Annotated in this window: 9 protein-coding genes and 2 tRNA genes; 6 read left to right on the top strand and 5 right to left on the bottom strand. The window is 34.9% G+C overall.

All coding sequences use genetic code 11. The features are described 5' to 3' along the window. Positions 1-5: 5 nt before the first annotated feature. Positions 6-2171, bottom strand: a complete 2166-nt coding sequence (locus EG242_RS05745) for a urocanate hydratase (protein WP_158608848.1) — start codon at positions 2169-2171, stop codon at positions 6-8. A 68-nt stretch (positions 2172-2239) separates the two neighbouring features. Here EG242_RS05745 and EG242_RS05740 point away from each other — a divergent pair, with 68 nt between their 5' ends. From EG242_RS05740 to hemL, 4 genes are read left to right on the top strand one after another with little or no spacing between them, the layout of a single operon-like run. Further along, positions 2240-2566, top strand: a complete 327-nt coding sequence (locus EG242_RS05740; RefSeq protein WP_124898946.1) for a hypothetical protein — start codon at positions 2240-2242, stop codon at positions 2564-2566. Further along, entirely contained in the window at positions 2563-3447 is an 885-nt protein-coding gene (locus tag EG242_RS05735; protein ID WP_124898945.1) for a 1-aminocyclopropane-1-carboxylate deaminase/D-cysteine desulfhydrase, read from the top strand. The genes EG242_RS05740 and EG242_RS05735 overlap by 4 nt, the downstream gene beginning before the upstream one ends. Next, positions 3444-4358: a glucosaminidase domain-containing protein gene (locus tag EG242_RS05730; RefSeq protein WP_124898944.1), complete on the top strand. Its 915-nt coding sequence runs from the start codon at positions 3444-3446 to the stop codon at positions 4356-4358. The genes EG242_RS05735 and EG242_RS05730 overlap by 4 nt, the downstream gene beginning before the upstream one ends. Positions 4359-4361: 3 nt before the next feature. Continuing rightward, positions 4362-5642 carry a glutamate-1-semialdehyde 2,1-aminomutase gene (hemL, locus tag EG242_RS05725; RefSeq protein WP_124898943.1) on the top strand — a complete coding sequence of 427 codons (1281 nt, stop codon included), beginning with the start codon at positions 4362-4364 and terminating at the stop codon, positions 5640-5642. A gap of 75 nt (positions 5643-5717) precedes the next feature. Here the strand turns inward: hemL and EG242_RS05720 are convergent, their stop codons facing one another. From EG242_RS05720 to era, 4 genes are all read right to left on the bottom strand, one after another. Further along, positions 5718-8495: a TonB-dependent receptor gene (locus EG242_RS05720; RefSeq protein WP_124898942.1), complete on the bottom strand. Its 2778-nt coding sequence runs from the start codon at positions 8493-8495 to the stop codon at positions 5718-5720. A 112-nt stretch (positions 8496-8607) separates the two neighbouring features. Then, complete coding sequence (locus tag EG242_RS05715) at positions 8608-11418, bottom strand: outer membrane beta-barrel protein (RefSeq protein ID WP_124898941.1); 2811 nt, start codon at positions 11416-11418, stop codon at positions 8608-8610. A 258-nt stretch (positions 11419-11676) separates the two neighbouring features. Continuing rightward, the gene (der, locus tag EG242_RS05710) at positions 11677-12987 is read right to left on the bottom strand and encodes a ribosome biogenesis GTPase Der (RefSeq protein ID WP_124898940.1); all 1311 of its coding nucleotides are present in this window, start codon (positions 12985-12987) and stop codon (positions 11677-11679) included. Positions 12988-13014: 27 nt separating this feature from the next. After that, the gene (gene era / locus EG242_RS05705; RefSeq protein ID WP_124898939.1) at positions 13015-13899 is read right to left on the bottom strand and encodes a GTPase Era; all 885 of its coding nucleotides are present in this window, start codon (positions 13897-13899) and stop codon (positions 13015-13017) included. Between the two features lie 115 nt (positions 13900-14014). Between era and EG242_RS05700 the strand changes: the two genes are divergently transcribed. Together EG242_RS05700 and EG242_RS05695 are read left to right on the top strand one after the other, a co-directional pair. Continuing rightward, positions 14015-14087: transfer RNA gene (locus EG242_RS05700), tRNA-Met, on the top strand. 75 nt (positions 14088-14162) lie between these two features. After that, positions 14163-14235 (top strand) — tRNA-Met (locus EG242_RS05695). Positions 14236-14339 lie beyond the last annotated feature (104 nt).

The following is a 14339-nucleotide window of genomic DNA, read 5'->3' as shown; positions in this document are numbered from 1 at the left end:
ATATTTTAGTTTAAAAGGTTGTCGTTAACTATATTTGGCAGTGTCACTTTTAATAAAGGTTCTGTTTCCATAGCACGTTTTATGGCGAACATGGCGCCTTCGTTTCTAGCCCAACTTCTACGGGAAATTCCATTGTTTACGTCCCAGAAAAGCATCGATTTTAAACGTTGTTCTGCCTCGTTAGTTCCATCAAGAAGCATACCAAAACCACCGTTAATTACTTCACCCCAACCAACACCACCGCCGTTGTGAATTGAAACCCAAGTTGCTCCACGGAAACTGTCGCCAATGACGTTGTGAATCGCCATATCTGCTGTAAATCGAGATCCATCATAAATATTTGAAGTTTCACGATAAGGCGAATCGGTTCCTGATACATCATGATGGTCACGACCTAAAACAACTGGGCCAATTTTTCCTTCGTTGATGCCATCGTTAAACGCTTTGGCAATTTTCATTCGACCTTCGGCATCTGCATATAAAATTCGGGCTTGCGAACCTACCACCAATTTATTTTCTTGTGCACCACGAATCCACTGAATATTGTCTTTCATTTGTTGTTGGATTTCTTCGGGCGATGTTTTAATCATTTCTTCTAAAACTTCACAAGCAATGGTATCTGTTTTTTGTAAATCTTCCGGATTATTGCTCGCACAAACCCAACGGAATGGTCCAAAACCGTAATCAAAACACATAGGTCCCATAATATCCTGAACATACGACGGATATTTAAACTCACGACCTAAAGTCGGGTTCGGATTCATAACATCGGCTCCGGCGCGAGAAGCTTCTAACAAAAAGGCATTTCCGTAATCAAAGAAATACGTTCCTTTTGCCGTGTGTTTGTTGATGGCATCTGCGTGACGACGTAAAGTTTCCTGCACTTTTTCTTTAAACAATTCCGGCTCTTCTGCCATCATTCGGTTCGATTCTTCAAACGATTGACCTGCAGGATAATATCCGCCCGCCCAAGGATTGTGTAACGACGTTTGATCTGATCCTAAATCAATAGGTACATTCTCTTGATCGAATTTTTCCCAAACATCTACGATATTTCCAAGATAAGCAATAGAAACCACTTCTTTGTTTGCTTGTGCTTTGCGAACGCGATTTACCAAAAGATCCAAATCTTCAATTACTTCGTGAATCCATCCTTGGTTATGACGAATTTTAGTGATTTTTGGATTTACCTCGGCACAAACGGTCACACAACCAGCAATGGTTCCAGCTTTTGGCTGTGCACCACTCATTCCGCCTAAACCAGAAGTTACAAACAAGTTTCCTTTTGGTTCTTTACCGATTTTTCTGAAACCGTTTAAAACGGTAATCGTTGTTCCGTGTACAATTCCTTGTGGACCAATGTACATATACGATCCGGCAGTCATTTGTCCGTATTGAGTAACACCTAACGCATTAAATTTTTCCCAATCGTCGGGTTTGGAATAATTTGGAATCATCATTCCGTTAGTAACCACAACTCTCGGAGCATTTTTGTGCGATGGAAACAAGCCCATTGGATGCCCCGAATACATAACCAACGTTTGCTCATCGGTCATTTCGCCCAAATATTTCATGGTTAACAGATATTGCGCCCAATTGCTGAACACGCCTCCGTTACCACCATAAGTAATTAATTCGTGCGGATGTTGTGCCACAGCATAATCCAGATTGTTCTGAATCATCATTTGTATGGCTTTTGCCTGTAACGATTTTCCTGGATATTCGTTAATATCACGAGCGTACATGCGGTATTTCGGACGGAAACGGTACATGTAAATTCTACCGTATTTTTCTAATTCTTCCTTAAATTCAGGAATAAGCGTTTCGTGATGTTGCGGTTCAAAATAACGCAAAGCATTACGTAATGCCAATGTTTTTTCTTCTGCTGATAATATTTCTTTACGCTTTGGTGCGTGATTAATTGTAGCGTCGTATAAAGCTTTTGATGGCAAATTTGCCGGAATTCCCTGAAGAATTTCTTCTTGAAACGTCATAGTTTTCGGTTTTGTTTTTTTCTTAATTTGATCGATTAATTTACTAAATCCGTAAGGGCAGTGTTTGCATCCACTCATACAGCAGTGCCCGCGATTTAAAAGATATTTTTCGGTAAAAATTCTAAAACCTTTGTCCGAAAGGTAATAATCTTCTCCTTCAATTAAATCTTTTCTCATAACTACAAATTTAGTAATTCGCCCGATGTTTTTAATCTTAATTTTCTATTATATTGTAAATTTGCACTATGCGATTGATAATTTCTAAATTTTGGGTGCCAAAAGGGTTTTCGGGTATAACTGTTTATCCGTTTGTTTTTGTGCGTGATTTATTTTGGGCTGAAAAAAAGTCGTTTGTAAACCATGAAAAAATCCATCTGCGTCAGCAATTAGAGTTGTTAATTGTTCTGTTTTTTATTTGGTATGGTTTAGAGTTTTTTGTTCGATTGATTCAATTTAGAAATAGACAAAAAGCCTATCGCAATATTTCATTTGAGCGGGAGGCTTATGCAAACGAATCCAATCCAGATTATCTTACCAACCGAAAATTCTTTTCTTTTTTCAATTATTTATGATACAGCCTCAAGAAGAATCGTTCAATCAAAAAATAGCTATTCCGAATAATTTTGGAATCGAAATTTATGTAAAAAGGGAAGACGTTTTGCATAGTGAAATATCTGGAAACAAATTTAGAAAACTGAAATACAATCTAACAGAAGCACGAACATTAGGATTTACAAAATTGCTGACATTTGGCGGTGCGTATTCTAACCACATTGCAGCAGTTGCAGCAGCAGGTAAAGAATTTGGTTTTGAAACAATAGGAGTGATTCGTGGCGAAGAATTGGCTGATAAATTTCTTGATAATTCTACATTAAAAAAAGCATCAGAAAACGGAATGCAGTTTGAATTTGTAACAAGAACGCAATATAGAGATAAAAATAATGCAGCTTTTTTAGATCAATTAAAAAATAAATTTGGCGATTTTTATCTGATTCCCGAAGGTGGAACCAATGAATTGGCGGTAAAAGGCTGCAAAGAAATTTTAACTACAGATGATGAACTATTCGATTTTATCTGTTGTGCCGTTGGTACAGGCGGAACCATTTCGGGGATTATCAACAGTTTAAAACCCCATCAAAAAGCTTTGGGCTTTCCAGCTTTAAAAGGCGATTTCTTAACAGAAGATATCCAAAAATATGCAGAAAATAGTCAGTGGAATTTGGTAACTGATTATCATTTTGGAGGTTACGCAAAGATAAATGAGGAACTGAAACAGTTTATGAAACAATTTTTTAAAAAATATTTAATATCTTTGGATCCTGTTTATACATCTAAAACATTTTTTGGTGTAATTGATTTGATATCAAAAGGTTATTTTAAACCTAATTCAAAAGTATTAATAATTCATACCGGAGGTTTACAAGGGCTTCAATCTAACATTGCTGAAATATGAAGAAAGTATTGTCCGTACTATTTACAGGATTGATTTTAATGAGTTGCAACGCCGCTCATAATACAAAAGTAAAAGAAAAGATTGCCAAAGAATACGGAAATGGTGATAATAAGAAAAAGGTAGTTGTTAAAACTACATCTGCAATTAAAAAAGAGAATACTCCAATAGCAGAAACGAAACCTGCAAAAACTGTTAAACCTTTACTTGAAAAAGACGACAGTGAAACATTAATAGCTACTTCAAAAGTGAATGTTTCAAAGAACACCGTAGAAGATTACATTAATTTATATTCGGGTGCAGCAATGCAAAGTATGAGAACGTATGGAATTCCGGCAAGTATTAAACTTGCACAGGGAATTTTAGAATCGGGATCAGGAAACGGAACGTTGTGCAGAACTGCCAATAACCATTTCGGTATTAAATGTAAAGAAGAATGGACAGGCGAAACGGTTTCGCATACCGATGATGCACCTAATGAATGCTTTAGGAAATATACTACAGCCATAGAATCTTACAACGATCATTCAGAATTTTTAGCGAACAGAGTGTATTATAAAAATTTATTTACCTTAGATAAAAAAGATTATACCGCGTGGGCTAAAGGTTTAAAAAAAGCAGGTTACGCAACAGATCCACGTTATCCACAAAAATTAATCAGCATAATAGAACGATACAAGTTGTATGAATACGATCAAAAAGTTTTAGGCTCAGACTATCAATTTGTTGCAAATAAAACAGAAGAAGTTGTAGCAACAAATTATGGTGCACAAGCACAAACTTATACTGTTCAGGCAGGTGATACGTTATATGGTATCTGCCAAAAATTTAATTCGTCGGTAGATTATATCAAACAATTAAATCAATTAAATACAAATACTTTAAGTGTAGGTCAAATTATAAAAATTCAATAAAAAATGTTATACAAACGAAGCAGCGAATTATTCGTTGAAGCTTTAAAATATATACCGGGAGGAGTTAATTCTCCCGTTCGTGCGTTTAAATCGGTCGGTGGAACGCCTATTTTCATTAAAGAAGCCAAAGGCGCTTATATGTTCGATGAAGATGACAAACGATACATTGATTACATTAATTCATGGGGACCTATGATTTTGGGTCATGCTTACCAACCTGTTGTTGATGCGGTTATAGAAAAAACAAAAAAAGGAACATCTTTTGGTGCGCCAACCGAAATTGAAACCGAAATTGCAAAATTGGCTGTTTCAATGGTTCCAAATATCGATAAAATTCGATTTGTAAATTCAGGAACCGAAGCGTGTATGAGTGCAGTTCGTTTGGCAAGAGGATATACAAAACGAGAAAAAATAATTAAATTTCGGGGTTGTTACCACGGACACTCCGATTCGTTTTTAATTGCGGCAGGTAGCGGCTTGTCTACTTTCGGTATGCCATCAAGCCCAGGAGTAACCAAAGGAACTGCGCAAGATACGTTGTTAGCGAATTACAACGATATGAATTCTGTAAAGGAATTGTTTCAAGCAAATAAAAATGAAATTGCAGCCATTATAATTGAACCAGTTGCAGGAAACATGGGTTGCGTGCCACCGGTAAATAATTTTCTTCAAGAATTAAGATCTATTTGTGATGAAAACAACACATTGTTGATTTTTGATGAAGTAATGACAGGTTTCCGTTTAGCAAAAGGTGGTGCCCAAGAATTGTTTAATGTTACCGCAGATATTGTTTGCTTTGGGAAAGTAATTGGTGGCGGCTTACCTGTTGGCGCATTTGCTGCACGTAACGAAATTATGGATTATTTAGCACCAATTGGTCCGGTTTACCAGGCAGGAACATTGTCTGGAAATCCGTTAGCAATGGCGGCTGGCTTGGCAATGTTGCAAGCAATAAATAGCGACGTTGAATTGTTTAATCGTTTAGAAGAAAAAACAGCCTATTTAGAAGTGGGTATTCGCAAGGTTTTAACTGCAAACAACAAAACGTTTACAGTAAATAGGGTAGGTTCTATGATTTCGATTTTCTTTTACGAAAACGCAGTTGAAAATTACGAAGATGCTTCAAAAGCAGATACACCCGAGTTTAAAAAGTTCTTTCACGATTTGCTTGAACGCGGTATTTACATTGCACCGTCAAGCTACGAAACATGGTTTATTACCGATGCATTGTCGTATGAAGATTTAGACGAAACAATAAAAGTTATAGATGAAGTAACGAAATAATCTACAAAGGTTGTTTTATTAACCATACAATAGATTCTAAAGCAAAACAGCAACCCGTTTAAGGTTGCTGTTTTTTTATTCTTCTTCGTCAAAACTGTAACGGCTTTTCTTTTTACCTGCAAATTTTTCTAATTTATAAGTTAAAGAAAACATTACATATTGTTTAAGAATGGTGTTTTGCATGTCTGAAATGCTTGTTGGAGATACAGTTCTTCTAACACTTTGGTTTTGATTTAAGATATCGTACATTTTAACCTTAGCCAATAAACGATCATTTAAGAAATTGTATCCCAAACTAGCGTTCCACAAAAGAAAATCTTTTCTAAAATCGCTAGAAAGGTTAGAATTGTATTCGTACATAATATCACTTCCAAAAACTACATTTTTAGGCAGGTACGATGTTACCATTAAACCAGCCTTGTGCTTAAAAAAGTTAGATTTATCAATAATGAAATTATCAAAACTATTGTTTACAATTTCATAACTATAATTGGGTTTAATAATAAACTTTTTATTAAGATCTAAAGTAACGCTTAATTCTGGATTGATTGAAGTGCGATGAGAATTGTACAACACGCCGTTTTGTATGCCCTTATCTAATCCGCCATCAAAACTAAAACCAGCTGCAACAGTTAATTTATTTACATCTGTTAACTGAAAACTTTTGGTGTAGTTTACACCTGCCCAATAATTATAAGTATCTTCAATATTAATGAAAGTAGAATAACCTACATAATTTTCATCGAAAACGGTTGATGATGCTATGTCGCGGGCGTTAAAAGATCCACCACCATAAAAATAATAACCAGATCGAGTTTGCCAATCATAGTTATTAAAGTTTAAATAAAAACTGTGACGCTGTGTAGTTTTTAAGTCTTTGTTTCCTGTTGATCTAAATAAAGGGTTAGATAAATCTTCGTATTCTAACAACTGAAACATCATAGGGCTATCTTCTCTGTAAGAATAATTTGCGCCAATGCTTGTTGATTTACCGATGCGATAATTAGCATAAACTCTTGCATTTGGTAAGATATCTAAACGTTGGTTTACATAATTTTCACTGTTGTAGAAAGACATTACGTCGTAATTATTAATTGCCGTACCCCCGCCAAAGGTAAAATAATATTTTTCACCACTTATTTGGTAACTAAAACTAGGGTCGATCTTATAACCTTTTAATGAATTGCTAAAAGAAAGCAAGGTGTTATAGTCTGTATATGCATTTGCTGCGCTATTAAAGTCGAACGTACCTTTTCCTTGAAATTCATTTTTCCACGTATTTGTAACGTTAAAAGTTAAGGTTTGTTTACTGGCAATTGGCTCGCGGTACACAAAGTTTAACGAATACTCATCGTTATGGTTTGTAGATTCAATATTTTGATTTCTTATATCGTCTGGTAAACCTGTTTGATAAAAATAAGCTTGTGAATTTCGTGTTTGAAATGTTTTAGAGTTGTTGTTTTTATTGCCAAAAGTGGTACTTAAACTTCTTCCTTTCCGTTTAAATCTGCGTGATATAATTATTTGATTTTCAAAATTATAAGTATCTGCGTTTGTAAAGCTGCTGTTTTTAGATTCGTTTAAAAGGGTATTGTTTTCATTTCTGGTTTCACTGTATGAATTTGATCTGGAAGTATTTATGCCTCTTTCAAACTTTGGAACGATGCTAATGGTAGTAAGCGAATCTATTTCCATTTCAATATCATAATTAAACGTATGCTTGCCTTGTTTTGATTTAAGATCAGATTCCGCTTCGGTTACATATCGGTTATCAGGTAATAAATTTTCAACACGCGATTTACTTTTGTTGGTGTTTTCTACTTCTCGAAATAAATAATTTCCGGTTACTTTATTTTTCTTGCCCCAATTATCACTATAATTAACGCCGATTAAATCGGTTTGATAAATTCCTTGGCTACTACTAAAATCTAACCCATTAATATTAAATCCACCGTCCGATGACCATGAGGAATAACTATTTCTACCACCAGACATATTGTCCATGATTTCGTTGGTAGAAAAACCTGTAGAATTAATGTTGTTTGATGAACCCAGTACGCTTATTTTAAAATCGTTTTTAAAATAATTGAACAAAAGCGATGATTCGTAGCGATCATCGGTACCATATCCGGCAATAAACTTACCAAATAAACCTTTGTTCTTATCATCGTCTATCGTTAAGTTTATGGTTTTAGATTCGCCGTTAGCAGTAGCGCCTGATAGTTTTTCTTCTTTTGATTTAGTGTTTGTTATCTGTACTTTATTAATAATTTCGGCAGGTAAGTTTTCCATGATAACTTTTCCGTCTTCGCCAAAAAATGGTTTTCCGTTAACTATAATGTTGTTAACTTCAATGCCATTGTGTTTAACTTTACCGTCATCGCCCACTTCTACACCAGGTAATTGTTCTAAAAGCTCTTTTACAGTAGCATCAGGGCGAACCTTAAAGGCAGAAGCGTTAAATTCTAACGTGTCTTTCTTAACTCTTACCGGTGGTCCGTCTGTATTAATGACCAATTCATCTAAAAGATCACCTGATGTGTTTAGTGAAATTGTACCAAGATCAACAGATGCTATAATACTTTCAAATTCTTTAGAAAAATCTTCAAACCCTAAAGTAGAAATAGTCATAAAAGTAGGTTCTTCAATTTTTCTAACGGGTAAGGTAAAAATCCCTTTTACATCGGTAATAGTGTAATCAATTAGGGTAGAATCTTTTTTTGAAGATAGATACACAGTTGCCGATTCTATTGGTTTTTTGTCAGGATCTACAACTTTTCCTTTTAACTCAATTTTTTGCGCATGAAGAAGTGTGCCGCATAAAAGCATGCACATAAATAATAGGTTTTTCATAAATGTTTTGTAATATTTTATTTAGTAAACGTAATTTTGTTAAAAATAGTATATATAAAAAGCGTGCAATAAGTTTTTACACGCTTTTAACATTTTTTTATCGATGATTATTCTACAATTCTCTCCCCCTGCCTGGCATCATCATTCTGCTACCACCACGGTTTCTGTTGTTTGAAGAATTTCCAAACTGATTGAATTTCCACGTTACCGAAAACATTATGTATCGTTCTAAAACGGTGTTTTCCTGGTCGATAATCGCTGTTGGACTAATTGTTCTTGATGTTCCTATATTTTGATTAAGTAAATCGTACACTTTTACTTTCGCAGTTAACGCTTTGTTTAAAAATGCGTACGAAATTGCGGTGTTCCACAAAAAGAAATCTCTTTGAAAACCTGGTGCAATATTAGAGTTGTATGTGTAGCCGAAATCATTACCCCACGTGAAATTCTCTGGCCAGTAAGTAGTTGTTTGCAACATAATGTTGTGCTTTACAAAACTTGTTTCTGCCAGTTGAAAATTACTGTATTTGGTATTGTTAAACGATACGTTGTATGACGGTGCTATGGTAAAAAGTTCGCCATAATCCCAAGATCCGTAAATGTTTGGAGAAAAACTTAATTCATTGGCATCATACAAAACGCCATTTGCAAAACCTTTTTGTTTGTTGAATGTAATATTTGTTCCTGCTCCGTATCGAATAGTATGCGCATCAAATTTATACGATTTGCTCCAATGAAAAAACAAACCAGTATTAAAAGCACCCGATACATTTTCATAAGTTGTGGTTCGCTTACGGTTTTCGTCGAATAAGGTAGAAGAAACAATTTGCGAATCATAAAAAGTTGCGTTGGCAAAAATACTCCAGCCAGATCGCATTTGGAAGTTGTAATTTCTAAAACCTAAACGTAACGAGTGGTATTTTGCCTGATCTAAATCGCGGTTTCCAATGTATGTTTGCAACGGATCGTTTAAACGTTCGTATGGCAGAATCTGCGTAGCATTTGGGTTGTTTACGTTGTAGTTGTAACCAATGTTGAAATTTTTGTTTTTATCAAGCTTATATCTGAAATTACTGCGAATGTATGGCGAAATAAATTTTCTGTCGACCGAATAATCGTTACTCATGTAAAAAGCCGATGCATTAAAATTGGCAATATTTACTCCCGAATTTACAAACCATTCCACTTTATCGGTATTGTAATTTAAACCTACGTAAGGCGTGTTGGTTATGATATTGGTGTGCGTTTGGTTTGATAAACGATCGTTAAAATCAATAAAACTGTTGCTGTCTTCGTTAAAATTAAAGGTGTTTAGGTTGTCGGTTTTGTTGTTGTAATCAAACGTGTAACCTAAATCAATAAACGCTTTTTCGCTTATAGGTTGCGAATATTCTGCAGTTATTGTATAAATATCATCTGTGCTGTTTGACTTTTCTTCCTGATTTCTAATATCATTTGGTTGATCGCCCTGATAAAACAAAGTAGCAGAATTGGTTTTACCTAAACCTGTTGTTTTTGAATTATCATTTTCGAATGATAAACTAAAATTCTTTCCTTTATCGTTTAATTTTTTGTTGAATTCAATTGAGTTTTTAAATGTAAAACTATCGGCAGTTGAAAAAGATTTTTCATTACTTTCATTAAATAAATTTCCATCTGCATCCATTGATTTTGATGCGGATGTATTTCTGAATTCGTTGTTGTTTGCCGTGATTTTTGGGTTAACGAACAATTGAGTTGTCGGATTTATTTTATATTCCAAACGAACATCGGCATTGTGGTTGGTATTGTTGTTTAAACGCTGCGATTCTGTTTCGGTAATAAAATCGCCGTCTGGCAACAAGTTTATCACGCGCGAACGATTATTATTTTTGTTCTGTGTATCTTTAAAATAATAACTTGCGTTGGTTTCAAAACCTTTAAAAAACTGATCAGAATAATTCACGCCCGCCATATTGGTACGCGTAATTCCGGTACCGCTACCAAAACCACCCGGACCACCCGAACGTCCGCCAAAACTAAACATTTGGCTACGACCGCCGCCCATATTGTCAAAAAGTTCATCCATAGAAAAACCTTCTGAATTTATGTTGTTAGACGACGCTAAAACCGAAATTTTACGGTTTCCTTTAAAATAGTTGATTAATCCGCTACTTTCGTAACGGTTGGCGTCGTCAATAATACTGCCAATTCCCGCACTTAATTTAGCCATTAAACCTTTATTGTTGGCTTCATCTATTGTAAGATTTATACTGGCATTATCGCTTTTAGCTTTTCTGCCCGAAAATTCTTCGCCCTTGGTTTTATGGTCTGTAACCTGAACTTTTTTAATTAAATCGGCAGGTAAATTTTGTAATGCAATAGTTCCGTCTGTATTAAAAAAAGGTTTTCCGTTTACCAGAATCTGCGTAACCTCTTTACCGTTTACGGTTATTTTTTTGTTGGCATCAATTTCAACACCAGGTAATTCTTTCAACAATGCTTCTACATTGGCATCGGGACGAACTTTAAACGACGAAGCGTTAAATTCTAAAGTGTCGTTTTTAACACGAATTGGTGCATCGGTTACAATAATAATTTCCGAAAGTAAATCAGAATCTGGTTCCATTATTACTTCTCCAAAATCTTTGGACTGATTTATTTTATCGAATTTTTCAATACGATCTTTAAATCCTAAGTACGAAAAAGTTAAGTATGTTGATTCTTCAACGGCTTTAATATCAATAGAAAATAAGCCTGAAATATCGGTTGTAGCGTACTGAATAAGCGTTGAATCTTTGGCTTTAGAAAGATAAACGGTCATTTCAACAATAGGTGATTTTGTATCATCTACTACTTTTCCTTTCAGTTGAATGTTTTGTGAAAAACTTTCAAAAGAAATCAGCATTATTAAAAACGGAAGTATGGATAGTATCTTTTTCATAATGCAAAAATAACAAAGTGTTTTTATGTTAAAAAATTTGATTGCCGTTATTTATTTGTCTTTTGTAGATTTTGTACTGATTTTAAATAGAATCATTTAATATTTTCCTGAGGTTTCTTGTAAAGAATCCTTATTCGTTTTTTGTCAAGCTGAACTTGTTTCCGCTTCGCATATTATTCTTCATATACAAAATGTTGCATATCAATAAGAATTGAGTATACAAAAAAAGGAAAGACGTTTAAATCTTTCCTTTTGTAATTATTTCTGGCGGAAGTATATTTCTATTGGCACTCCTTCAAAATTATATATTTCGCGTAATTTGTTTTCAACATAACGCTTGTACGGATCTTTAATATATTGCGGTAAATTGGCAAAAAACACAAACTGCGGCACTGGCGTTGGCAACTGCATACAGTATTTAATTTTAATGTATTTACCTTTAATTGCCGGTGGCGGATTGTGTTCTATAATCGGCAACATTGTGTCGTTAAATTTCGATGTTGCAATACGTTGCTTACGGTTTTCGTACACTTCTACAGCCGTTTCTAAGGCTTTTAGCAAACGTTGTTTGGTTAATGCCGATACAAATAGAATAGGCACATCGGTAAACGGAGCTATTTCTTCACGAATTTTTTTCTCGTATTGTACTGTAGTCATGGTGTCTTTTTCTACCAAATCCCACTTGTTGACCAAGATTACAATTCCCTTGCGGTTTTTTTCTGCCAACCAAAAAATACTTTGATCCTGACCTTCAAAACCACGAGTAGCATCAATCACCAAAATACACACATCGGAATGCTCAATAGCACGTACAGAACGCATTACCGAATAAAATTCTAAATCTTCTTTAACCTTTGCTTTTCTACGGATACCCGCTGTATCAACCAAGTTAAATTCAAAACCAAAACGGTTGTATTTTGTATCAATTGCGTCACGGGTTGTTCCAGCAATATCTGTTACAACAAAACGATCTTCGCCAATTAAAGCGTTAATAAAACTCGATTTTCCAGCATTTGGTCTACCAACTACTGCAAAACGAGGTAATTCTTCGGTCGCTTCTTCAACTTCTGGCAATTCTGGTAAAATTTCAACAATTTTATCTAAAACTTCACCCGTTCCCGAACCACTCATTCCAGACATGGTAACGTATTCACCTAAGCCTAAATTGTAAAATTCAAAAGCGTCTTGTTCGCGTTTAGCGTTATCGACTTTATTTACGACCAATAAAACTGGTTTGGTAACTTTACGAAGTAGTTTAGCAACTTCGTTATCCATTGGGGTAATTCCTTCTTCTACATCAACCAAAAATACAATTGCATCGGCTTCATCAATCGCCAATTCAACTTGTTTGCGTATTTCTGCTTCAAAAATATCGTCTGATCCTTTAATATATCCACCTGTATCAATTACAGAGAATTCTTTTCCATTCCATTCTGATTTTCCATAATTACGATCACGGGTAACTCCGCTAACCGAATCTACTATGGCTTCGCGTCTTTGAATAAGACGGTTAAAAAACGTTGACTTTCCTACGTTAGGTCGGCCTACAATTGCTACAATGTTGTTCATATTACTTCACTTTTAAAAAGTGTGATTTTATTTTTGTTGATACCCGAAACGGCGTAGTTGAAATTGGTTGTTTCTCCAGTCTTTATTCACTTTTACAAACAATTCTATGTGAACTTGTTTGCCGAAAAATTTTTCTAAATCTGCACGAGATTCTACACCAACTTTTTTAAGTGCAGCGCCTTTATGACCAATGATGATCCCTTTTTGACTGTCGCGCTCTACCATAATCACCGCTTTAATATGGATGATTTTTTCTTCTTCTTTAAATTCTTCTGTTTCGATTTCTACCGAATAAGGAATTTCTTTTTGATAGTGTAAAAGAATTTTTTCACGAATGATTTCATTTACAAAAAAACGTTCAGGTTTATCGGTAAGTGTATCTTTAGGGTAATAAGGCGGAGATTCTGGTAATAATTCTAAAATGCGGTTAAAAACGGTATCCACATTAAAATTATTAAGTGCCGATATCGGTATAATTTCTGCGTTAGGAACTTGTTCTTTCCATAAAGCAACTTGTTCTTCTAAATGTTCTTGGTTAGATTTGTCGATCTTATTCAACAACAATAAAACCGGAACTTTAGCATGCGTAATTTTTTTAAAGAAGGCTTCGTCTTTTAACTCGCGTTCGCCCACTTCTACCATATAAAGTAAAATGTCTGCATCTTCAAACGCCGATTTTACAAAATCCATCATAGAAGACTGTAATTCATAAGCAGGTTTAATGATTCCTGGTGTATCCGAAAAAACCATTTGAAAATCGTCACCATTTACAATTCCAAAGATTCTGTGACGAGTTGTTTGTGCTTTAGAAGTGATGATTGATAAGCGTTCACCAATAAAAGCGTTCATTAAGGTTGATTTTCCAACGTTTGGATTTCCAATAATATTTATAAAACCAGCTTTGTGCGACATAATGTATTTAATAATTTGCAAAGTTACAGAATAATCATTAAACACACTAATTTAATAATTTTCTGAAAAAAGTTTTGGTATTCCAAAAAGTCGCCTTACATTTGCACCACAATAGCGCGGGATAGAGCAGTAGGTAGCTCGTTGGGCTCATAACCCAAAGGTCACTGGTTCGAGTCCAGTTCCCGCTACTAAGACTAAGGTCCTTTTAAAAAAGTTTAGAATTTCGTTTTTTAATCGTAGTAAAAATTCAACAAAACGCACAGCGCGGGATAGAGCAGTAGGTAGCTCGTTGGGCTCATAACCCAAAGGTCACTGGTTCGAGTCCGGTTCCCGCTACTAGAAAAGCTTCAGAGAAATCTGAAGCTTTTTCTATTTTGATATAGATGGAAGGATTTGTTGTTTATATTTTGTTTTCAAAGAAATATATGAAAACGTATGTT

Source organism: Paenimyroides viscosum (assembly GCF_003858535.1).
Taxonomy (GTDB): domain Bacteria; phylum Bacteroidota; class Bacteroidia; order Flavobacteriales; family Flavobacteriaceae; genus Flavobacterium; species Flavobacterium viscosum.
This window is presented reverse-complemented; position numbering and strand designations above follow the sequence as displayed.